This window comes from Humidisolicoccus flavus (assembly GCF_045689595.1).
Taxonomy (GTDB): domain Bacteria; phylum Actinomycetota; class Actinomycetes; order Actinomycetales; family Microbacteriaceae; genus Humidisolicoccus; species Humidisolicoccus flavus.
Genome location: NZ_CP142724.1, coordinates 842,566 through 862,674, shown reverse-complemented (window position 1 = coordinate 862,674; position 20,109 = coordinate 842,566). Strand labels below are relative to the sequence as shown.

The following is a 20,109-nucleotide window of genomic DNA, read 5'->3' as shown; positions in this document are numbered from 1 at the left end:
AAGGCGAGCGACAGCAAAGTGGGAGGCCCTGTGGGGGCCTGACGAGCGGGGTTCCAAGAGAACCTGCCAGGGTTTTGTCATCGTTCGTAGCCTTGAGGCATGACAACGAATTCGATCCCATCACTTCGGCTCTATAACGGGGTAACGCTCCCGGCGCTCGGCTTCGGCGTGTTCCAAACCCCTCCGCACGAGACGAAAGCGGCGGTCGAGGCAGCACTGCGAGTCGGTTATCGACACATCGATACGGCTGCCGCGTATGGGAACGAGCGAGAAGTTGGTGAGGCGATCGCCGCATCCGGAGTTCCTCGGAACGAGATCATTGTCGAAACGAAGATCTGGATCAGCGATTACGGGTTCGAGAGCACCCTCAACTCGTTTGAGAAGAGTGCTCGCAAACTCGGTCTCGATCAGATCGACATCGTGCTCCTGCATCAACCGCTCCCGAGTGCGTTCGAGAGCACGATCGAGGCGTATCGTGCGTTGGAATCACTCCTGGTGGGCGGCAAAGTGCGAGCGATCGGGGTGAGTAACTTTATTCCCGACCACCTTCGGGCACTCCTCGCAGCAACGAGCATCGTTCCTAGTGTGAACCAAATCGAAGTGCACCCGTACTTCCAGCAGAAGGAGTTGCAGGCGCTCCACGCCGAGCATGGAATTCTGACGCAAGCATGGTCACCGATCGGTGGAATCACCTTCTACCCAGGGTATGGCGATGCTCGAAAGAGCACGCTCGAGGAACCAGTACTTGTTGAGATCGCGAACGCACACGGCAAGACGTCGGCGCAGATCATGTTGCGCTGGCACGTGCAAGAGGGGCGCTCGGCGATTCCGAAGTCGGTCACTCCGAGTCGGATCAGCGAAAACTTTGACGTTGCGGATTTCACCTTGTCCGCAGAGGAGATTGCAGCGATCGACGCACTTGATACAGGGGTTCGAGGTGGGCCTGCACCTGATTTCATCACGCTCGAAAGCCACGGTCGCGAGATCCCGAACGAGTGAACGGCTGAATGACTGAACGGCTGAATGACTGAATGACTGATGGGAGAAGTGTCGCGAATTGTCGTGACAGAACCTCACTACCGAAGCGCTTGGGCCCGCGAAAGGCTTGAGTTCGCTCGTTGCGCTTCTGCAGCGAGCTGACGCTGAGAGGTGGAGGGGCCGTTGCCAGAAATTTTCCCAGAGGTCCGATCGTTCATCGACTGGTTGCAGACCTCGGTGGATCCGCTCCCTGATGCCCTGCAGGTGCTCGCCGTATTCGCGATCGGGATGATCCCGTTTCTTGAGGGTGATGTTGGAGCCGGCATCGGAATTGCGGCTGGAGCGCCAACGGTCGCGACGATCATCGCTGCAACGCTCGGCACCATCGTGGTTTCACTGCTCGCGTTGCAGCTCGGCGGGACGGTCGGGGCGAAGCGATCGCGAAGCGCGCGAGAGCGTCGGGTGCTTCGACGGGTGGAAAAATGGGGGATCCCGATTGCGATGTTCATCGGTGGGTTCCTGGTGAGCGTGCCGCTCAATGTGCTCATCATGAGCGCAGCGGGTCTGAACCGGAGGATCATCGCGATTGCCGCGGTCGCCACAGCAATCTTCAACACGCTCTTTGTCGCGGTGATCGTCCTCGGAGTCTTGAACTTCTTGCTGTAGTTCGAGGATCATTCCTCGGGCCGCTATTCAAGCGGAGCAGTTGTGAAGACGTTGGCGGAGATTGCGTTGAGGTTCTCTGGTACCGCACCGTCGTCGTGAATGACTTCGAAAGTCGGTCCGCCTCCGGCGTTCATTGCCACGGATTCCCATCCGCAGCCTGCGAACCACGCACCATCTTCCGGGAATGCGAGCAGGCACACCGTCACCTCGCCGGTTCCTTCCATGAGCCACAGATCAATGCCTTTGAACTCTCCGACCCAGCGTGCAGAATCCCGGTCAGCTTCTTCGAGCGAGTCGGCCGGTAGTGCGCTCGGAAGAGGCTTGCTGTCGGTGGGGGCGATGTCGAGATCTGCGTACGTGACGTCGCTCTGCCGGATCTCCGCTGGTTCAGGAGTTTCCGACGCGGGCTCCTGCTGGCTCGATGCGCATCCCGCGGTACCGATGAGTGCGCCGAAAGCAAGGGCGGAGAGCAGGAACTTCTTCATCGAGGTCATGCTGTGAGTTTCCCATGCGAGCACAGAACAAGAAAGTGGCCGTGGCGAATCCTCGTCAATTCGTGATGATCCGCGAGGATTACACGCGTCTCGCGGCCTACTTGTCGGGAGTCGAAGCTGACTGACCGCGGCGAGAGCGGCGTTTCAGGATCGAGTGCAGCGCCATGGTGGTGAGCATGGCTACAGCCGCGGCTACGATCCATCGCAACACCATTGCGAGATCCGTGTACATGTCGAGCAACATGTTCGTTGCGAGAGCGGCCAACACGCTGACGATGACGGTTCCATAAAAACGCATGTAACTCAGGATGCCAGCGCGATCCTGGCAGAACCCTCAGTACGTGATTCATCCCGGCGGCCGACCCCGGTCGTCCGCCCGGTCGATGCGAGGGTGATGCGCAGCGATTTACCGTGCAGTATGCGCTCTCTTGCCTCTCGCGAACACCTCCCGATTCTTGTTCTCGCCGCCGCCTGTGTGCTCGTGCTCGTCGCATCGTTCCCCGGCAGCGCGAGTGTGCTTGCGACCGAGTGGGCGATCTCCGCGGGCGACTCGGTTCCGGGCGTCACTCGAATCGCTGATGCTGCACTGATCGTTCTGGCAATCGGTACTGCGGTCGCTGCCGCGTTCGCGTGGTTTCGGCATCCTGGGAATCGACCCCGTGTGTCGGGAGCTGCGATCGGGGTGGTGGCCGCCTACGGACTCAGTGAGCTTTTGAAGCTCGTGTTCGCGCAGCCGCGACCCTGCACGAGGTGGGCGGCGGTTGCTGAGTGTCCCGCGGCTGGCGACTGGTCGTTGCCCTCGAACCACGCGACCCTCGCCTTCGGAGCGGTGGTCGTTATCGCGTTCGCCCTGCGGAGCTGGTGGATCACGACGATGGCGCTCGCCATGGCGATCATCGTTGCTGCGGCCCGAGTGTTCGAGGGCGTGCACTATCTCCACGACGTCGCCATCGGAGCGCTTCTCGGGCTCGCTGTCACTGGCGCGCTCGGAGCGCTCGCTGCCGCGTTCGCTGAGCGACAGGCAGTGCGGCGGAGCCCGGCGAGGGTACGGAGCACGTATCGCGAACCCGAAGCGCTCTGAGCGAATTTATGGCAGTTTCTGCCAAAAGAGCGGTACGATTGACCCATGGAAGGCGCGGAACAGGCGGCTGGAAGTCGCCAACAGCAGTCTCGACTGCAGTGCGCGGAAGCGTGCAGCGCCCTCTACATAGAACGAGGGACCACCGATCTCACGATTGCTGAGATCGCCGCCAGCGTCGGTGTCTCCGAACGGACCTTCTACCGGTATTTCCCGATCAAGGCCGAGAGCGTCAGTCCGATTTTCGATTGGACCACAGCGGCCTTCAACGCTGCAGTCGCAGCAGCTCCACCAGAGGCCTCGGCGAGAGATGCATTGCTGGCCGCGTTTCGGGCCGGTATCAGCGGCGCCAAGTTAGCGCGCTCGCGAGCATTGTTCCCACTCGTATTCGCCGACGAGCAAATGTGGTCGGTCTTTCTACGGAAGGTGCACGACGGAGAACGCACGCTCGCGCCCGTGCTCGCTCCACGGCTCCATGAACCGGCAGATTCGATCGCATCCCGGATCGCCGCCGCCGCCGTTGCGAGCGCCACGCGAATTGCGCTCGAGAACATGGTGGTCGATGGGGATGACCCAGAAAGCCGCTTCATCGAGTTGCTCGACGGCTTCGGCGCAGGAGTATTTCCACCGCACCCCGCATAGGTTTTGCGCCCACAGGCCAAGGCCCTGCCGGTGGGAACGCGCACTGAAAGGGTCGATCAAGGAGAAGAACTCATGGCAGGACTACTCGAAGGCAAAGTCGCCGTCGTCACCGGTGGAACCAGCGGAATCGGCCTCGCAACCGTCGAACGGTTTGTGAACGAGGGTGCGAAGGTCGCGATCGCCGACATCCAAGACGAACTCGGCGCATCGATTGCAGAGCGACTCGGCGACAACGTCACCTACGTCCACACCGATGTCACCGATGAGGCCGCGATCAAGGCCCTCGTCGACGACACGGTCGCCGCGTTCGGCAAACTCGACATTTTCTTCAATAACGCGGGCGCACAGGGCGATCCATCACCCATCACCGAATTGTCATCGGACGGGTTCGACAAGACGCTCGCGCTCCTCACCCGATCGGTGGTGCTCGGCCACAAGTACGCCGCACTGCAGTTCCAAGCGCAGGGCACCGGCGGCTCGATCATCAGTACTGCAAGTGCAGCGGCAATCCAGGGTGGATGGTCGGCTGCCGGGTACACGATCGCGAAGCACGCGGTCGTCGGGGTCGTGCGTCAAGCGGTCGCAGAACTCGCCCCGCACGGGATTCGGTCCAACGCAATCGCACCCGGAATCATCATGACGCCGATCATGGCGCGCTCCTTCGGTGTGCCGTTGGAAGAAGCTGAAGAGTTTGCCTCCTTCCTCGCCGACCGACTGGGAAACACGCAGCCTTCTGGCCGAGTCGGGTTCGCAGACGACATCGCGAAGGTCGCGACCTTCTTGGGCAGCGACCTCTCCGAATACGTCATGGGAACGGTGATTCCGGTTGACGGTGGCGCGACCGCTGTGACTCAGGGCACCTTCGCGACCGATGTCGCAGCGGCTGCAAAGGAGTACACCGCTCGATAAGCCCGCTCGATACACCGAGCGACGAATCGAATCTGCCAACACCAAGCATGAAGCCCGGGTGGTCAGCGCTGTACGCGCTGGTCATCCGGGTTCTTCATTGCGATCGTGCGAAGCTCTTCACCCCGCGAATGTGAAGGCGAATACTTCGCCGAGATTCCAGTCAACTTCGCAGAATTCACTACGTGCTGAGCGGCGCAGCGCTCGGCGAGGTCGAGCGCGGACTTCGGGCCACGGTCACCGCGTCGTACAGTAACCCAATGGGATGGAAGACGCTGCAGAGCACAACGGTCTACGAAAACCGGTGGATGAAAGTCCGTGAGGACGACGTGATCGGACCCGCCGGCAAAGGAATCTACGGGGTCGTCGAGATGCAGCATCCCGCCGTCTTCGTCGTCGCACTCGACCACGAGGATCGCGTCTGCCTGGTCACACTGGAGCGGTACACGCTCGGGGCGCATTCCACGGAGGTTCCCGCCGGTGGCACCGATGGGGAGGATCCGCTCTTGGCGGCCCAGCGTGAACTCCGCGAGGAAGCCGGCATCGAAGCGCGCGAATGGACGGCGATCGGTTCGATGACCGCGCTGAACGGTCTCGCGAACGCTCCCGAGCACGTGTTCCTGGCGCGCGATCTCCATGAGGTGAACGATTCGGGAGTTGTCGCCGACACGCAACTCGAAGAGGGAATTTCAGCAGTGCAGTGGGTGCCGTTCGCCGAGACACTGCAGATGGTTGCTCGCGGTGAGATCACTGATGGCGAGAGTGTTGCCGCGCTCGCCTACGCGGGGATTCACCTCGGTCGTTTTCAGTAGTCGCGCAAAATTATCGAGTCGCCGCTGCAATTCCGTGCGCGGAAATCACGGTTGACGCAAGCGATCGTGCAGTGCGTGAAGTGTGCTTCGGGTTGCGAAGCCGCATTGCGAGATCGCCGGTCACAATGAGCGTGAGCTCCTCCGCCAGGGTGGCTACTGCTCGTTTCCCGAGCGCGGACGCGATCCGAGTGAATCGTGTGCGGAAGGCCGCGGTGTCGTTCTCGACTGCAGCCTGAATCTCCACCGGGGGATCCGCGAATTCCGATGCGGATTCGAGGAACGCGCACCAGCGCGCACGGTTCGTGCTCGGTCAGGCACTCGGAGCAGCACTCTTCGGCGCGCTCGCTTCGGGCCCGGCATTTGCGGTCGCGTTCCTCGTGAGTGCCGTGATCACAGCGGGTGCTGCGGTGATTCCGAGTTTCCAAAGCACTCCTGCGGAACTGACCCCGGGGCGAGCTGTGCGAACAGGAGGCTGAGTTCGAAACCGATCAGCTGGTGGCCTCGGGGTGCCGATGAATTTCGAGGTCGGTGCGGCCAGGAAGAATGTCAGCCCGCAGCGCTCTGGTTTCGCGGTATTCGCCGTCGCGCAGCGCACGGTATGGTCGCGGCGCTTCCTCGTTGATGGAGCGGAGTCGCGACTGCAAACGTGCGACCTCTCGCTCGACGTCCTCCTTGCTCAATGCATCCGCATCGTGGATGACGTGGAGGTCGAAGGTTTCGATGCCGAGGTACCAGAGAGTGCCGTGCGTGAGCGGGAACAGGAGCGCGTCGAGGTCGCCGCTGATGCCGCGCAGGCCGATCGAGCGTTCGTCTTCACCAACCGTCACGATGACGAGTGCCTTGCGCCCGTTCAGTCCGCCGTCGCCATAGCGCCGCGGCACGCCGAGTTCCGGATCGAGGTCACCGAAGGCGAAGCCCGCGGTCAGAACGCGGTCGAACCATCCCTTCAAGATCGCAGGCTGCCCGTACCACCAGAGCGGAAATTGCAGGACGAGCAGTTCCGCTTCGGCAAGTTTGGCTTGCTCTGCTTGCACATCCTCGGGAAGTTGACCCGCGAGATAGGCCTCGCCGTGGAGTTCGACGACGTTGCCTGGTTTGCCGAGAGGCTCGCCGAGATCGTGGTTGGAAAGCACTGGGTCAAAGCCCTGGGAGTAGAGATCAGACGTCGCGACGGTATGGCTCGATGCGAGTGTCTTGACGCCCTCGGTGAACAGGGTGCCGTTGAGCGAGTCGAGGCGTGGGTGCGCAAGCACCCAGAGTGCAGCATTCGGGGTCGGTGGGTGTTCGATTGTCACGGTGTTCGTGTCCTCAATTCGTGATTGCGATGGTGATCGCGGTGAGCGTTGCTCCCGCTCGTTGCATGCTGGTCCGCTCTGCGAGTACTTCGCGGGCGAGTGCATCGCCTGCTCCGATCACCGCTTGGAGTGCTGCGGCGTCGAGCCGCTTGGTGAATGGCGCGAGCGCTTCCTGCACCTTCTCGAGATATGCCTCCTCGGCTTCGCGGCGGAGCTGAGCGAGTTCCGGGGAGCCGGCAAGGGCTGCGACGACGTCGGCGAGTTCTCGACCCTCCGCAACGCAGCACGACAGGTATGCCTCGGCGACGAGTTGAGCGGTCGTCGAGAGATCGTTGGCCGACTGAGCGAGCGCCTCGTCGAGGACGGTCCGCTGGCGTTCCTCGAAGGTGCGGTACAGCTCGCTCAAGACCCCGGCACGATCTCCGAAGTGGTCGTAGACCAGCGGTTTCGTCACCCCGGCTCGAACTGCGATGTGCGCAAGTGTGAGCTCGTCAGTGCCGACTTCTTTAATGAGTGCTCGGGCGACATCGAGTAGTTGCTCGTGGCGAGCCTCTTTGGTGAGGCGCCGTTTCGGGCTGTCGGTGTGCATCTCGGATACCCCTCTCGCACGTACTTACGAAGAGTAACTTACTAAACGTAAGTCTTTGATGCAAGTCCGGCGAGCGGTGGCATACAACAGTGCGCCCTCATTTCGACAATGAGGGCGCACTGGGTGCTTGCGGAGGAGCGGCGTTACTGCATCTGGTGTCCGCGACGGCGAGCGGCGACTCCAACGCCGAGGAGCACGAGTCCGAGCGCCGCGAGCAGCGCACCGAACGAAGGGTCGCCTCCCGTTTGGGCGAGCGGCTTCGCGCTGCCACCGGCATTTCCAGCTGCAGGTGCACCAGGAGTTGTTCCCGCGCTCGATGCGGGTTGTGCAGAGGCGACCGGTGCTGCTGGAGTTTGCGACTGCTGCGGCGTTTCCGTCTCGATTGGCGTTTCCGTTGCGCCGGGAACCTCGGTCTCGACGGGAATTTCGGTCTCACCGGGAACCTCAGTCTCGACGGGTGCTTCAGTCTCGCCGGGAACCTCAGTCTCACCGGGAACCTCAGTCTCGACGGGTTCTTCAGATTCTCCCGGTCCTTCCGTCTCCTCTGGAATCGCCGCGACTTCGATCGTGATGGGTTCGCTCGACACGGGTGCGAGCACGTCGGTCCCGCGGAACACAGCAGTGATCACATGGGATCCCTCGGGAAGTCCTGTGATTGCGGTGCTCGCGTTCGCGGTGTTCGAGGCGAGTGCGGCAACCATCGCGAGATCGCCGAATGACCGAAGCGGTGAGGCAGTCGGGTCATTGAGCGACACCGACTTGTAGAGCTCCTCGTCGACGAAGAGATCGACAGTCCCGGAAATCGCGCTGACGAACTCGTTGTCCGTGCTGACTTCGATCCCGAACTCAAACATACCGTCCTCCGAGGAGAGCAGCGAGAATCCGATTGCCGTGGACGCCTTCTCGAACTGCAGTTCGAGCGGTGCAGCCGCTGAATTCGCGCCCTGTCGGACCGAGTCACCCGAGTATGTTGCGGTGAACGTCTGCTCGCCTGGCTTCGCTGGAGTGAACACCATGCTCGCTTGACCCGAAGCGTTGACCGCAACGGTCTCGAGCTCCTGTTCGCCCGACCAGAAGGTCACTGAACCTTCGATTGCGGAGTCGAGTGCCACGGCATCGGTCACCGTCGCTTCCAGCGTGACCGATTCGCCGTAGACCACGGATTCTGTGCTCGACGTCAGCGCGATGTCAGTGACCGCCTTCTCGATGACGAGCGTCGGTCCGTCGAGCCAGAACATTTGGAAGTTCTGGTCTCCCGGATACCAGGCATCGAGCTTGTATGACCCTGGGCTCAGGCTCAAACCTCGCAGTTCGCCATTCTCGTCGGTCTCGTACATGTTGTCGTTCACGTACACGTAGCGCGGACCGGTCGGCGAGACACTTCGTCCGGACCCTTCGACAGCAGTGGAGATCACGAGGGGTTCGCCGAAGGTTACGGTCAACGGTGACGTGATCGTGAGGCTGCTTCGTCCCGCCACCAGCATGACTCGGCGCACCGCAGAGCTCGCTGCGTCACTGTTCTCGTTTCCGTTGTAGCGCGCGTACACCGTGTGCGCGCCAGTGAAAGGGAGAATGAGGTCACCAGAGAGCGTGGTCTGGTCGCTCGCGAGCGCGTGCTCACTGAGCATCACGTCCACGCCCGGGTTCGGAGCATTCCCGCTCATCGAATAGAGCGTGACAGATTCGGCGAAGCCGCTCGTCGATTCGGTTCGAGCGACCTCCAGTTCGAAGTGGTATCGATCCTCTTCAACGGTGTCGACGTCGAACGTCACGAGCGAAATGGCAGCAGTGTTCTTCGTGACTTCAAGCTGTTTCGTCACGATGCGCTTCGGGTAGTCGCTGTCGCTTGGAGTGAACTCGAAACGAACATCGTGCGTTCCGGCCGGAATTCCGAATTCCGAGAGTTCGACCGCGAGGTCGCCCGGAACATTGAAGGAACCCAGGTCGCGTTCCGCGAGGAAAATCGAGACCTGGCCGTCGAGCGGTGCGCCGGTCTCCGTGGTCGCGACAATGTGCGCGTCCACGGGGTCACGGAACATTGCGCTCGTCGGCAGCGTCACATCGAGCTGGGTAAGACGATGTTCCACGCTCACGATCTGGGCAAACCCGTTTCCTTCGTGCGTGGAGCGAGCGAGCACTTCGACACCCGGTGCGACGAAGGACACTCCACCCTCGCCACTGGTTGCTGGTTCGATCACAAGGTGCGTCGAGGGATCAAGGATCATTGCTTTCCCGCCCGCGCCGCCGAGGTGTCCGCCTCCGCCTCCGCCTGCGGCTGACTCGCCGTGCGGAATATACAGGGTGTTGAGCATTCCAGTTTCGCCATGACCGCTCGCGAGGCCAAGACCACCGTGACGGGCATCTCCGGCGCGAGCCCGAGTCGTTCCAGGAGAATGGTCACTTCCCATTCCGCCGCCGCCGCCTGCAGCAACGACTTTTGTCTCGCCATTGAGAAGAATTGCCGCTGCGCCGCCGCCACTTGCGCCGTCAGTGTGCGGAAAAATCACGTTCCATGCTCCCGATCCGCCGTTCCGGTATCCGGCGCCGAAACCGAACTGGCTGCCCGAGTCGGCTCCGAATAGTTGCAACTCATCGCCAACCTGCACGTCGATCGAGACGCTGATGGAATCGCCGTAACCGCCGAGCGCCCCGAAGGGTGTCGAACCGCCAGAGCCACCGGCGAGCGACGCGACGACTTTGGTCACCCCCGCGGGAACAATCCACGTTGTCGAGGCCGCGCGGTCCACTCGTGGGAGTTCGAGCTCCGCGGCGTTGCTGAGAGTTGGACTCGCCAATACGAGCCCTGCGGTTGCTATCAGGCTTGCAAGCCCGAGGGCAGCCAGCCTTTTGAGATCGGATCGCCGCGAGGCAGTTCGAGTTTCGACATTCAGATTCACGAGTGAGAGATCACTTTCGCACAGGAGCGGGGAGACATAGAGCAGTCGGCTCAACTGCAGAATTTCGCAGAACATTCGAGTGACCGTGCCTCAGCGTATGAGGCTGCAGGCGAGTGCACATCTGTAAAAATTACGCAGTTGGCCTCCAGAGAAAACGCGCAGTCGTGATGCGGAACTCCTTGTGTGCATTTTCGGCATCGAACGTGGCCCAGAATGAAGACCGTGTCCGATGCTCAAGTGATTGCCGATTGGCTCCCGATTTCGGTTTCCGCGCTCATCTTTTTGATCGCTGCGGCAGGCGTTGCCGGCTGGGTCGACGCGGTCGTCGGCGGTGGTGGACTAATCCAGTTGCCCGCGCTCGTCATCGGGGTGCCAAAAGATATCGCGACGCCGTTCATCCTCGGCACGAACAAGCTCTCGTCGTTTGCGGGCACGCTCGCGGCGAGCTGGGTATATTTGCGAAAAATACGAGTGCAACTGATCCTGCTCGTCCCGCTCGTCGCTTTTGCTGCGACCGGTTCGGCGATCGGTTCAGCGCTTTCTCGATATCTTCCTCGCGAAATCCTGACGCCGATCGTGCTCATCGCGGTCGTCGCGGTTGGGATCTACACGCTCGTGAAGCCCAAAATGGGCCTGCACCACGAACCGCGACATGCGGGGAAGTTCGCGATTGCCTGGCGCTCCGGACTCATCGGTCTCTCGATCGGGTTCTACGACGGGATCCTCGGACCAGGCACCGGTTCCTTCTTCGTCATCATGCTGGTCGCGTTCCTCGGGTTCGGGTTCCTGCAGGCGAGCGTCAACGCGAAGATCGCGAACCTCACGACCAACCTCGCAGCGATCGCGGTGTACGGCGTGCACGGCGAAATTTTGGTCGTGCTCGGGCTCGCGATGGGGCTCGCGAACCTGACCGGAGGGTTCATCGGGGCGCGAATGGCGACGAAGAACGGCAACGCCTTCGTGCGGATCGTCTTCCTCGTGGTCCTCGGAATCCTGATCGTGAAACTCGCTTGGGACACCGTGGTCCAGTTCTGGGGCTGAGCGCTGCAACCCCAGAGCGCCGTCGTACTGCTTACCCGCGCTTCCACACCTTGTATCCGCCCGCCCACGTGAAGCCCTGTGCCAGGTACGCCCTCAGCAGTCTCGGGTCACCGGCGGTCGCTGTCACGATCGTGCCGGGAGGAACCGTGCTGAGTGCGCGCCGAGCATGACGCAAGCCGGCGAGCGGCTCGGGTGAGATGGTCGTCAGCGTTTCGACGACAACGCGAGCGCCCTCGGGGATCGCGGTCTGGACGGCTGGCGTCACTCGTTCGAAATCGCTCGAACTGCCGCGGGGCAAGCCGATCATCAGCGCAGGAATGAGGAGGCCGACCAGGAGGCATTCGACAAGGATGATGCCGACGATGTTGAAGGCTACGAATGCAAGCGCGAGGACGGCAATCCCGAGAACGAGGAGCAGGCTCCCTCGGAGCAGTTGGCCTGCAGTGGCACCAGACTTCCGCACGCTGACGAAGCTCTGCCGATCTGGCGAGAGCACTCCGGTGTCGCGATAGATCCAGTTCGTGACGAGCAGGACCGGAAAGAGCGCGGCGCGGAACAGTGTTCTCGCCGTGGCGTCGTTGTATCGGCGTGCAAAGGCGGTCGAACTGATGACGGTCGCGCGATGCACATCGTTGAGGCTGAGCGGACTCGTAGTCACTATGACGGCTCAGGGCTTGGGGTCGACGACGGCCGCGACCGCCTCCACCTCAACGAGCTGATTGTCATAGCCGAGGACAGTGACGCCCATGAGCGTGCTCGGCACATCGTGTTCGCCGAAGGTGTCGCGGACGACCTCCCACGCTTTCACGAGGTCTGCCTGCTGTGTCGAGGCAACGAGCACGCGGGTGCTGATGACGTCGTCGAGCGAAGCGCCCGCGGCTGCGAGCGCCTCTGACATGGTCTCCATGCACTTGGCGGCTTGACCTGCATAATCGCCGATCGCGGCGGTCATTCCGTCGAGATTGAGCGGACAGGAGCCCGCGAGGAAGATCATTCGCGCTTCCTTTGGCGCGGTTGCAGCGTAGGCGTATCCGGCCGCGTCGGAGAGTGCGTGAGAACGAATGAACTCGATGGAACTCGGCATTCCCCCATGCTCTCAAATTTCGCAGCCCGCATTCGGAGTGTTCGCGGACCGCGATGGCCCACATCACACTGTCGCTCGAGGAATTCCTGTGAAATGCTCCCGTCATGACGAAGTATTTGATCTCTTTTCCAGGCAAGGCAATGCAGATCCCCGTCGCCGAGTTTCAGTCGGTCGTTGATGCTTCGCACGCTGTCGTGCAGGAGGCGAAAGATGCGGGCGTATGGGTGTTCGGCGGGGGAATCAACGAGGAAGTCGAGCCGGTCATGGTCTCGGGCGACGGCTCGGTCGAGCAGCGAACGTACCCGCAGACGAAGGAGCTCGACGGCGGGTTCACGGTGCTCGAAGTCGAAACACGTGCGGAAGCACTCGAATGGGCTCGGAAGATCGCGGTCGCATGTCGCTGCGCCCAAGAACTCCGCGAGTTTCAATACGATCCGGCCTCGTGAGTTCGCCTGCCCGCGCGCTTGAACGCGAGGGAACCAGCGAATAGCGTTGCTGTACCGCAGAGCGACGACGTGACGGAGGCCGACCATGCCAGATTCATCGATCAAAGATCCAGAACTGTACGAACGACTCCTCAGCGAGGGAAACTCGAAAGAGAAAGCCGCGCGTATCTCGAATGCGGCTGCTCGCGACGGTCGTTCAGCGGTGGGGAAGCGGGGCGGAAACGCCGACGACTACGAAGATCGCACGGTCGCCGAACTGAAGGCGCGTGCGAAAGAACTCGGCCTGAGTGGGTATTCGAAGCTTCGCAAGGCTGCGCTGATCGACCGTTTACGCAATCACTCCTAAGCGTCACCGCTCAGCGACCGTTGCTTGCGACCATACAGCGCGAGACTGTGATCATTTGATCTCTGGGTGACGGGTTTGAGTGTGTGCATCTCGTGAAGAGGCTGGTGCAGGCGGCACCAGCCTCGCCGCTACCGTCGTTCGAGCGACTTCTTCCAGGCGCCTTCGCGAAGAAAGACTCGATAGCCGAGCTGCTCGTTCACATGAATCATCGCAGCGTTCTCTTCAGCGTTGTAGGTGTACGCGCGTGGTGATTCCGGTGCAATGTGCCGCCACTGGACGAGGTTCTCGGCCTTGACGAGAAGCCCGAGTTTGTGCCCCCGGTGCTCTCGGAGGACGAGCGTGTCCTCCTGGTCGGTCGGTCCGGTGCCTTCGCGATTGCAGAAGAGTTCGTTGTACGCGACGAGCTCGCCGCTTGGAACATGTTGGATCGCCCCGACGAGCACACGACGTTCCGCCTCCAGCGCGGGCGCCTCGACCACGTCTCTGATCCGAGCGGCATCCCACTCCTGCGGCGCTTCTTCGAGTTCGCCCTGCGGAGCATCCGTGCTCATGCGCGCCTTGATCGCCGCGTACTTGTCGACGAACTCATCGGGCGTTGGGAAGTTCCAGGAGACATAGGCGTAGTCGTTCCCGGCGGCGGCACGTGCACGCTCGCGAATCTCGAGCAGGGTGGGGTCGTTCCTCGCGTCGAGTTCGAGCACATTGAAGCGCACCGCCTGGCCGAGCTCGTATCCACGCGAAACCAGCATGCGGGCAGCCACATCGTTCGCGGCGACACTGCCCGCTCCCGTTGGTGAATCGATCCTCGGGCCCTCGACATCGTGGTGGACGACCCAGGTGCGCATTTCGGTGCGCCCGGCAACTCGAGCAGCGTGTTCTGCGGCGGCGGAGGCAATCGCGCCGAAGCCTCTGCTTCGGAACTCCGGGTGCACCTCGAGCTGCACCATGGCGACGTGCGTGTCTTCTGTCAGCGGGAGATCGAGCACGAAGCGAGCGACGGCAACTCCACCCTGGCGAACGAGGAATGCGAGCCGACGGTCGTATTCGGAATGCTGGTAGCCGGGAAGCAGGGTGGCGGCATCGAGTTCGAATTCGTCGCGCCCATACAGATGCGTGACGACCGTATTGCGGAGCTCGACCATGTCGAGAAACGAGCGCGCATCGTCAGCGTCAACGGTTTCGGGAACGAGAACCTGCTCGATCGTGATCGACGATGCAGAAGAGGTTGGAGTGCTCATGATGGTGCTTTCAACAGGAGGGAAACTGCCAGTGGGCAGCCTTCCAGTATACGACGTGCACGAGCGAGCACGAGGTGGGAGGTAGCGCACGAATGCGCGAACTCAGCGCGCTCGCCTCACTCCGAAGTGCCGCAGTTGTTCGGCGAAGCTCCCTGCAGCACTGCGTCCGCCCAGTCGTAGAGATCGTCGATGAGTGGTGCACCCTCAGCGATAACGCCCATGTGGGTCCGGCCCGGGTACTCGTGGGCTTCGACAGTGCGCGATGCGCCGCACAACTGCGAGGTCAGATCGCGTTGCATCTGGATCGGGATGACCTCGTCATCGATACCTTGACCGAGGAAGAGCGGAACCGGCACGAGTCCGTCAGCAATGTTCTGCGCGAGGCGGTCGTGCGTCGGGCCGCTTGTGACGTCGATCGAGTACAGCGGAGCATCGAATGAGATCGCAAGGCCGACGAGCACCGAAATCAGGGTGAGCGCCTCAGCAACGCACCGACTTGCGAAGGTCTGCACGAGGCCGTGCCCGGCAGGATGCACGGAGTCAGCGAGGGAGACGTCGTCGTACTCCTCCGAGTATGGAACAAGGACGAGCGAGGTGACGACCGAGTCGAGCGCACTCGAAGTACCTGTCGTGATGCCCTCAGCGAGTGCGAGCGGATCGGAGGCGGCCGAGAGCGCAGCGACACCGAGGATCTCGAGCTCGGGGGCGTACTCGGATGCGATCTCACCCGCCCAGAGCGTGGCGTGACCTCCTTGCGAGTGTCCCCAGATCCAGGCTGAGGCCGAGGCGTTCGCGGCCTCGACCTGCTGCGCGGCACGGATCCCGTCGATCGTCGCGCGGCCCTCGCCCTCACCGATCAGGTACGGGTAGGGGCCGGAGGTTCCTTGGCCGGGGTAATCGGTCGCGACAACGGCCCAGTCGTTCGCAATCGCACGCCCGATGCCGGGAATCGCGTACTCGGTAAGCGCTTCCGGACCAACGCTCGGCCCGCACCAGGGCGCAACGCCCGTGGTGCCGTGCTGCCAGGCCAGAACGATTCGAGGTGCTGCGGAGGCAACAGTGGGATACGCGACAACGGCGCTCGCGAGCGCGGGTGATCCGTCTGAATAGCTCGTGCTGTAGAGCACGCGGACCGCGTCCGCACCGGCTGGGAGTTCACCCTCATATTCGCCAACCCGGAGCACTTGACCCGGAGTTTCGGGGATCGCTTCGGACCATGCGTAGAAGTCATCGACCTTCGCGATACCACTGCGCAGTTGCAGGGATCCGTACAGTCCGGATGCCGCGATCAGGAGCGAGAGCGCCGCAGCGACACCGCTCAGGAGGAGTCGCGGGCGGGCTCGCATGCGATCGGGCGCAGGGGGAGCGTCGGTATTTCGTGCGGCGTGGCGCGCCCGGCTGATTCCTCGGACACCGAGGATCGCGCCGCTGGCCGTGATGGCGAGGGCGCTCAGTGCCGCGATCACAATGCTCGCGACGTCGGGCCAGAGCCAAGCGAGGATCGCAAAGATCAGGTTCGAAACGGCGAACATGATTCGGAGGATCCGGTGGGCGAGTGGTTGGCGGGTCTGTGCATCGCGAGCGAACGCTCGCGCTCCCAGCCGACCCGCGTTTGCTGCGAGTGCCGCTGCGACAAGAAATGGGAGCACCTGGATCGCGCTCGGCGTCAGGAGCGCAATGAGCAGCCCGAGTGCAGCACCGAGAAGTGCGAGCGTCCAGCGCCAGAGAGAGCGTGGACGACGCGAGACGATCACGATCGCTCCGACGGCGAGGAACACTACGAATGCCCCGGCAAGGACGAGCAATGTCGTCAGAGGCCGGGAGAGAAGAAAAAGCCCGATGCAGATCAGTGCCAGACCCCCGACCACGCAGAGTGCAAGGCCCAAGACCCCGCTCGTGCGCGAGCGCTGCAACGATGCGGTTGATTCAGGATTCATCGGGTTTAGCGTAACCGCGCAGCGGCATTGCTGGGAACGGGATGACGCGACACCATACGGCAAGACTCAGGTCGAAGGCAGGGGCCAGTGCTTTTCGAGGTAGTCGAGCAGCGTTTCGGTGACTACCTCGGGCGAATCCTGCGTCACGAGATGCCCAGCACCAGGAACCACGTGCTCCGCGACACCCTCGGCGGCGGCCCACTGCGGCATTGCGGCCGCGATGTTGCCCGTGCGATCGAGTTCACCGCGAATCAGCAGGAGCGGCACCGGTGTGCGGTACGAAGGATTCGGCGCAACGAACTCGACGGTTGCACGCCACGCAGCGAGGAATTCCGCTTTCGTCAACTGACCAAAGGCGCGCTCCGCGTCGATTTTCGCGAACTCGGTGGTCGCGGAGGCACGGGCCATTATCCGGGGGAGTCGTCGTGCGGGAATGAGCGCGAGGCTCGGGCCGGCGAGCCGCAGGAGCAGCCGTTCAATCGCCGTTAAAGGGCCGGTGTTCCAGGTTGATCCCATGACGACGAGTCCTGAGAATCGTTCCGGATGCTGGCGGACGAGCGCTTGCCCGAGGTTGCCTCCGAGCGAGTGCCCCGCGAGCACCGGCTTGTCGAGTGTGAGGTTGGCGGTGAGGGCCAGGACGTCAGCGCAGAGCAGTGCGGCGTTGAGTGTGCTCCCCGAAGGTCGTGATCGACCGTGGCCTCGGAGATCCAGTGCGATCACGCGACGGCCGGTTGCCGCAATGGCGCTGATCTGATGATCGAACATGACGTGATCTGCGCCAGCGCCGTGGAGAAAAACGACGGCGGGTTCGTTGCCGGGGAGGTCGCGGTATCGAAGCATCGTGTCGTCGAGGGTGATCGAGTTGTCGAGTGCAGCCACCATTGCATCGTAGACAGCCTTTGTATCGCGTGTGTGAACCCGGTCGGACGGAGCGAGCACAGCAACGATTGGTCAGTGGTCGCTGTATAGTCGCAAGTATGACGATGACGGTGGATGCGCTCGACGTGATGCAGCGGCTCGGACGAGCAATGGCGGACGGAGCGCGCAGCAGAATCCTCCTGCAGCTGATCGTGGGGCCCGGGTATCCCGCTGAGCTCGCCCGGGATCTCGACCTCACCCGCACCAACGTTTCGAACCACCTCGCCTGCCTCCGTGGTTGCGGCCTCGTCACCGCCACGATCGAAGGCCGTCGCACACGGTACGACATTGCAGACCCGCATCTGGCTACCGCGATCACCCTGCTTCTCAACGCCGTCATCACGGTGGACGCGGGAAATCAATGCGATTCTGACGGCTGTGAGCTCGGATGCTGCGCGGTACCGGCGGTCAGTGACGGCCGACGGTGAGTGCCGAATGCTGCGGACCTGAACTTCCGACGGTGCGCAGCGAGGCAACGGTGCGCAGCGAGGCAACGCCGGAGCGCGCCGTGCAGCAGGATGAGCCGCCCTCAGGGCACTCGTGGTGGCATGATCGCACTCTCGTGGTCGCTCTCGGGTCTGGTGTGTTCCTGCTCCTCGCGCTACTGCTCGAGCAGCTTGGTCTCGAGATTCCGCAGCGCTTCGCGGCCGCAGTGGGCTTGCTCCTCGGCGCGGGCACCTTCGTACCCGGCGCACTGTTGGGGCTCGCGCGAAGCAGACTCGGTGTCGCTCTGCTCATGACCATCGCTGCGGTCGGTGCCGTACTCCTCGGGCACCTCAACGAAGCGGCAGCCCTTGCGTTTCTCTTCTCGCTGGCCGAAGCCCTCGAGGTTCGTGCGATGCGACGAGCAAAGCGGAGCCTGCGCTCGCTCCTGCAGTTGATTCCCGACCTCGCGAAGATCGAGCACCGTGATCGCACCGTCGAAGTCCCCGTGTCGTCACTGCAGATCGGTGATGTCCTGGTCGTCGCAGCGGGCGAACGGATCGCAACCGATGGCACGGTCATCGCGGGGACCTCGAGCCTTGACGCTTCCGCGGTCACCGGTGAATCGATTCCCGTGTCGGTTGCACCGGGCGACGACGTCGCGGCTGGATCAATGAACGGGCGCGGTGCGCTGCGGGTACGAGCGAGCGCCCACGGGCGGGATAACTCCCTGACCCGGATCGTTGAACTCGTTGCGCAGGCGCACGCGAAAAAAGGTGATCACGCACGGCTCGCCGACCGCATCGCGCGCCCGCTGGTCCCGGCGGTGCTCGTCGTCTCGACGCTCATCGCACTCTTCGGGCTCCTCACTGGAGAACCCGAACTCTGGATCGAGCGAGCACTCGTCGTTCTCGTGGCCGCATCGCCCTGCGCGCTCGCGATTGCGGTGCCAGTCACCGTCATCAGTTCGATTGGCGCTGCCTCGAAATTCGGAGTCGTCATCAAATCAGGCGCGGCGTTTGAACAGATGGGCGCGGTCCGGGCAGTAGCGCTCGATAAGACCGGAACTCTCACCGAGAACGCACCGCGGGTGGTCTCCGTTGCCACCGCCGCAGATGTGACCCCTGCCACTGTGCTCTCCTTTGCTGCCGCGCTCGAACATTCGAGCACGCATCCGCTCGCGAGCGCGATTGTCGCTGCGGCAGGCGAGGCACCGAACGCAGTTGACGTCACGGAGACGCCGGGCAGGGGAATCACCGGCATGGTCGGTGCGTCGCGTGTGCGCGTCGGCAACGTGCGATGGATCGAACCGGGCCCACTTGCACACGACGCGGATGTCTTCGCGAGCGAGGGCATGACGGTCGTGGTCGTTGCTGTTGACGGAGCACCGGCCGGCGTGATCGGCATTCGAGATGAATTGCGCCCGGAGGCCACAGCAGCAGTGCGCATGCTGCAGCAGCACGGCCTCGACGTCGCCATGCTCACCGGCGATGATCCGCGAACCGCAGAAGCCCTGGCTCGTCAGGCCGGAATCACTGCAGTGCACGCGCAACAGCTCCCCGCCGACAAGGCGCGGTTCGTTGCGTTGTCGAGTTCGCGTCGCGCAACGGTCATGGTGGGGGATGGCATCAATGATGCGCCCGCGCTCGCCTCCGCGACCGTCGGCATTGCCATGGGTGCGCGAGGTTCGGCCGCAGCGATCGAATCAGCCGACGTCGCGTTCACGGGCCACGACCTTCGTCTCATCCCGATCGCGCTCCAGCACGCGCGCCGGGGGCGGCGAATCATGATCGCGAACATCGTGCTCGCGCTCTTGATCATCGTCGCGCTGTTCCCGCTCGCCCTCTTCGGCGTCGTCGGGCTCGCAGGAGTGGTGCTGATCCACGAGATCGCTGAAGTCATCGTGATCTTGAACGGTGTTCGTGCGGCAAGACGTCCGAAACGTCTTGCAACGTTTGCTCACGATCCGGATCACGCAAACGCCTGGAAGAAATCGAGCCTCACCTCGTCGTACTGAGTGAGGCCCGATCAGAGAAGCACCGCTTCGCTGGCCGAATCGCCTCATTGCTCCGTTGAGGTTCGGAAGGCTGGTCACAGTGACAGCAAATGCGGTCGACGAGAGTCGCGAAGTGTTACGCAGGGCGATCCGTTCGCTTTCGGCAGCATCACGGTCGGTGCTCTCGCGGGCTCTGATCGTTGAACGCCGCTCGGCCTCGAAGGTTCGTGCGCTCGTTTCGTTCTGGGCCTTCCGATCGATCCGCGCTCGCCGGGCGACACGAGCGCTCGAACACACCGTGTGCCTGCAGCTCTTGATGCGCA

22 protein-coding genes are annotated in these 20,109 nt (G+C 62.7%); 11 read left to right on the top strand and 11 right to left on the bottom strand.

Annotated features, from left to right (window positions below; translation table 11 throughout):
• Positions 1 to 99: 99 nt before the first annotated feature.
• Together U2H20_RS04110 and U2H20_RS04105 are read left to right on the top strand one after the other, a co-directional pair.
• On the top strand, positions 100 to 999 hold the full coding sequence (locus U2H20_RS04110) for an aldo/keto reductase (protein ID WP_430593227.1): 900 nt from the start codon (positions 100 to 102) through the stop codon (positions 997 to 999).
• A gap of 162 nt (positions 1,000 to 1,161) precedes the next feature.
• Positions 1,162 to 1,644, top strand: coding sequence for a hypothetical protein (locus tag U2H20_RS04105; protein WP_430593226.1), 483 nt, complete (start codon positions 1,162 to 1,164; stop codon positions 1,642 to 1,644).
• Between the two features lie 23 nt (positions 1,645 to 1,667).
• Here the strand turns inward: U2H20_RS04105 and U2H20_RS04100 are convergent, their stop codons facing one another.
• Positions 1,668 to 2,138 (bottom strand): hypothetical protein, encoded by a 471-nt coding sequence (locus U2H20_RS04100; protein WP_430593225.1) that lies wholly within the window; start codon positions 2,136 to 2,138, stop codon positions 1,668 to 1,670.
• Between the two features lie 97 nt (positions 2,139 to 2,235).
• Entirely contained in the window at positions 2,236 to 2,436 is a 201-nt protein-coding gene (locus tag U2H20_RS04095; RefSeq protein ID WP_430593224.1) for a hypothetical protein, read from the bottom strand.
• A 120-nt stretch (positions 2,437 to 2,556) separates the two neighbouring features.
• On the opposite strand from U2H20_RS04095, the gene U2H20_RS04090 reads away from it, so the two are divergent.
• The 4 genes from U2H20_RS04090 (at position 2,557) to U2H20_RS04075 (ending at position 5,576) form a co-directional block, all read left to right on the top strand.
• Positions 2,557 to 3,219 carry a phosphatase PAP2 family protein gene (locus U2H20_RS04090; RefSeq protein ID WP_430593223.1) on the top strand — a complete coding sequence of 221 codons (663 nt, stop codon included), beginning with the start codon at positions 2,557 to 2,559 and terminating at the stop codon, positions 3,217 to 3,219.
• Between the two features lie 45 nt (positions 3,220 to 3,264).
• Positions 3,265 to 3,858, top strand: coding sequence for a TetR/AcrR family transcriptional regulator (locus U2H20_RS04085; RefSeq protein WP_430593222.1), 594 nt, complete (start codon positions 3,265 to 3,267; stop codon positions 3,856 to 3,858).
• A 72-nt stretch (positions 3,859 to 3,930) separates the two neighbouring features.
• Entirely contained in the window at positions 3,931 to 4,767 is an 837-nt protein-coding gene (locus tag U2H20_RS04080; RefSeq protein WP_430593221.1) for an SDR family NAD(P)-dependent oxidoreductase, read from the top strand.
• Between the two features lie 257 nt (positions 4,768 to 5,024).
• A complete protein-coding gene (locus U2H20_RS04075) occupies positions 5,025 to 5,576 on the top strand; it encodes an NUDIX domain-containing protein (protein WP_430593593.1) in 552 nt (183 codons plus the stop codon).
• A gap of 10 nt (positions 5,577 to 5,586) precedes the next feature.
• Here U2H20_RS04075 and U2H20_RS04070 read toward each other — a convergent pair whose 3' ends face one another.
• The 4 genes from U2H20_RS04070 to U2H20_RS04055 form a co-directional block, all read right to left on the bottom strand.
• Complete coding sequence (locus U2H20_RS04070) at positions 5,587 to 5,820, bottom strand: hypothetical protein (protein ID WP_430593220.1); 234 nt, start codon at positions 5,818 to 5,820, stop codon at positions 5,587 to 5,589.
• A 244-nt stretch (positions 5,821 to 6,064) separates the two neighbouring features.
• The gene (locus U2H20_RS04065) at positions 6,065 to 6,871 is read right to left on the bottom strand and encodes an NAD(P)H-dependent oxidoreductase (protein WP_430593219.1); all 807 of its coding nucleotides are present in this window, start codon (positions 6,869 to 6,871) and stop codon (positions 6,065 to 6,067) included.
• 13 nt (positions 6,872 to 6,884) lie between these two features.
• Positions 6,885 to 7,460: a TetR/AcrR family transcriptional regulator gene (locus tag U2H20_RS04060; RefSeq protein ID WP_430593218.1), complete on the bottom strand. Its 576-nt coding sequence runs from the start codon at positions 7,458 to 7,460 to the stop codon at positions 6,885 to 6,887.
• A gap of 143 nt (positions 7,461 to 7,603) precedes the next feature.
• Entirely contained in the window at positions 7,604 to 10,255 is a 2,652-nt protein-coding gene (locus U2H20_RS04055) for an Ig-like domain repeat protein (RefSeq protein ID WP_430593217.1), read from the bottom strand.
• Between the two features lie 324 nt (positions 10,256 to 10,579).
• Here U2H20_RS04055 and U2H20_RS04050 point away from each other — a divergent pair, with 324 nt between their 5' ends.
• The gene (locus U2H20_RS04050; protein WP_430593216.1) at positions 10,580 to 11,398 is read left to right on the top strand and encodes a sulfite exporter TauE/SafE family protein; all 819 of its coding nucleotides are present in this window, start codon (positions 10,580 to 10,582) and stop codon (positions 11,396 to 11,398) included.
• Between the two features lie 31 nt (positions 11,399 to 11,429).
• On the opposite strand, the gene U2H20_RS04045 is transcribed toward U2H20_RS04050, so the two are convergent.
• Together U2H20_RS04045 and U2H20_RS04040 are read right to left on the bottom strand one after the other, a co-directional pair.
• On the bottom strand, positions 11,430 to 12,056 hold the full coding sequence (locus U2H20_RS04045; RefSeq protein ID WP_430593215.1) for a hypothetical protein: 627 nt from the start codon (positions 12,054 to 12,056) through the stop codon (positions 11,430 to 11,432).
• A 9-nt stretch (positions 12,057 to 12,065) separates the two neighbouring features.
• Positions 12,066 to 12,482: a RidA family protein gene (locus U2H20_RS04040; protein WP_430593214.1), complete on the bottom strand. Its 417-nt coding sequence runs from the start codon at positions 12,480 to 12,482 to the stop codon at positions 12,066 to 12,068.
• Positions 12,483 to 12,586: 104 nt separating this feature from the next.
• Here U2H20_RS04040 and U2H20_RS04035 point away from each other — a divergent pair, with 104 nt between their 5' ends.
• Both U2H20_RS04035 and U2H20_RS04030 read left to right on the top strand, forming a co-directional pair.
• Positions 12,587 to 12,928: a YciI family protein gene (locus tag U2H20_RS04035; protein WP_430593213.1), complete on the top strand. Its 342-nt coding sequence runs from the start codon at positions 12,587 to 12,589 to the stop codon at positions 12,926 to 12,928.
• A gap of 85 nt (positions 12,929 to 13,013) precedes the next feature.
• Positions 13,014 to 13,274, top strand: a complete 261-nt coding sequence (locus U2H20_RS04030; protein WP_430593212.1) for a DUF7218 family protein — start codon at positions 13,014 to 13,016, stop codon at positions 13,272 to 13,274.
• Positions 13,275 to 13,402: 128 nt separating this feature from the next.
• Here the strand turns inward: U2H20_RS04030 and U2H20_RS04025 are convergent, their stop codons facing one another.
• The 3 genes from U2H20_RS04025 to U2H20_RS04015 form a co-directional block, all read right to left on the bottom strand.
• On the bottom strand, positions 13,403 to 14,512 hold the full coding sequence (locus U2H20_RS04025) for a GNAT family N-acetyltransferase (protein WP_430593211.1): 1,110 nt from the start codon (positions 14,510 to 14,512) through the stop codon (positions 13,403 to 13,405).
• A gap of 116 nt (positions 14,513 to 14,628) precedes the next feature.
• Positions 14,629 to 16,449 carry a lipase family protein gene (locus tag U2H20_RS04020; protein WP_430593210.1) on the bottom strand — a complete coding sequence of 607 codons (1,821 nt, stop codon included), beginning with the start codon at positions 16,447 to 16,449 and terminating at the stop codon, positions 14,629 to 14,631.
• A gap of 66 nt (positions 16,450 to 16,515) precedes the next feature.
• Positions 16,516 to 17,328 carry an alpha/beta fold hydrolase gene (locus U2H20_RS04015; protein ID WP_430593209.1) on the bottom strand — a complete coding sequence of 271 codons (813 nt, stop codon included), beginning with the start codon at positions 17,326 to 17,328 and terminating at the stop codon, positions 16,516 to 16,518.
• Between the two features lie 98 nt (positions 17,329 to 17,426).
• On the opposite strand from U2H20_RS04015, the gene U2H20_RS04010 reads away from it, so the two are divergent.
• Together U2H20_RS04010 and U2H20_RS04005 are read left to right on the top strand one after the other, a co-directional pair.
• Positions 17,427 to 17,795 (top strand): ArsR/SmtB family transcription factor, encoded by a 369-nt coding sequence (locus tag U2H20_RS04010; protein WP_430593208.1) that lies wholly within the window; start codon positions 17,427 to 17,429, stop codon positions 17,793 to 17,795.
• 32 nt (positions 17,796 to 17,827) lie between these two features.
• Positions 17,828 to 19,807, top strand: a complete 1,980-nt coding sequence (locus U2H20_RS04005) for a heavy metal translocating P-type ATPase (RefSeq protein WP_430593207.1) — start codon at positions 17,828 to 17,830, stop codon at positions 19,805 to 19,807.
• The last annotated feature ends 302 nt before the right edge of the window (positions 19,808 to 20,109 follow it).

What these genes read in the sequence shown, in the direction of transcription:
- U2H20_RS04110 (WP_430593227.1), top strand. Translation starts at nt 100, where the DNA reads ATGACAACGAATTCGATCCCATCACTTCGGCTCTATAACGGGGTAACG.
- U2H20_RS04020 (WP_430593210.1), bottom strand. Translation starts at nt 16,449, where the DNA reads ATGAATCCTGAATCAACCGCATCGTTGCAGCGCTCGCGCACGAGCGGG.
- U2H20_RS04035 (WP_430593213.1), top strand. Translation starts at nt 12,587, where the DNA reads ATGACGAAGTATTTGATCTCTTTTCCAGGCAAGGCAATGCAGATCCCC.
- U2H20_RS04075 (WP_430593593.1), top strand. Translation starts at nt 5,025, where the DNA reads ATGGGATGGAAGACGCTGCAGAGCACAACGGTCTACGAAAACCGGTGG.
- U2H20_RS04100 (WP_430593225.1), bottom strand. Translation starts at nt 2,138, where the DNA reads ATGACCTCGATGAAGAAGTTCCTGCTCTCCGCCCTTGCTTTCGGCGCA.
- U2H20_RS04090 (WP_430593223.1), top strand. Translation starts at nt 2,557, where the DNA reads ATGCGCTCTCTTGCCTCTCGCGAACACCTCCCGATTCTTGTTCTCGCC.
- U2H20_RS04060 (WP_430593218.1), bottom strand. Translation starts at nt 7,460, where the DNA reads ATGCACACCGACAGCCCGAAACGGCGCCTCACCAAAGAGGCTCGCCAC.
- U2H20_RS04080 (WP_430593221.1), top strand. Translation starts at nt 3,931, where the DNA reads ATGGCAGGACTACTCGAAGGCAAAGTCGCCGTCGTCACCGGTGGAACC.
- U2H20_RS04010 (WP_430593208.1), top strand. Translation starts at nt 17,427, where the DNA reads ATGACGATGACGGTGGATGCGCTCGACGTGATGCAGCGGCTCGGACGA.
- U2H20_RS04085 (WP_430593222.1), top strand. Translation starts at nt 3,265, where the DNA reads ATGGAAGGCGCGGAACAGGCGGCTGGAAGTCGCCAACAGCAGTCTCGA.
- U2H20_RS04095 (WP_430593224.1), bottom strand. Translation starts at nt 2,436, where the DNA reads ATGCGTTTTTATGGAACCGTCATCGTCAGCGTGTTGGCCGCTCTCGCA.
- U2H20_RS04030 (WP_430593212.1), top strand. Translation starts at nt 13,014, where the DNA reads ATGCCAGATTCATCGATCAAAGATCCAGAACTGTACGAACGACTCCTC.
- U2H20_RS04025 (WP_430593211.1), bottom strand. Translation starts at nt 14,512, where the DNA reads ATGAGCACTCCAACCTCTTCTGCATCGTCGATCACGATCGAGCAGGTT.
- U2H20_RS04040 (WP_430593214.1), bottom strand. Translation starts at nt 12,482, where the DNA reads ATGCCGAGTTCCATCGAGTTCATTCGTTCTCACGCACTCTCCGACGCG.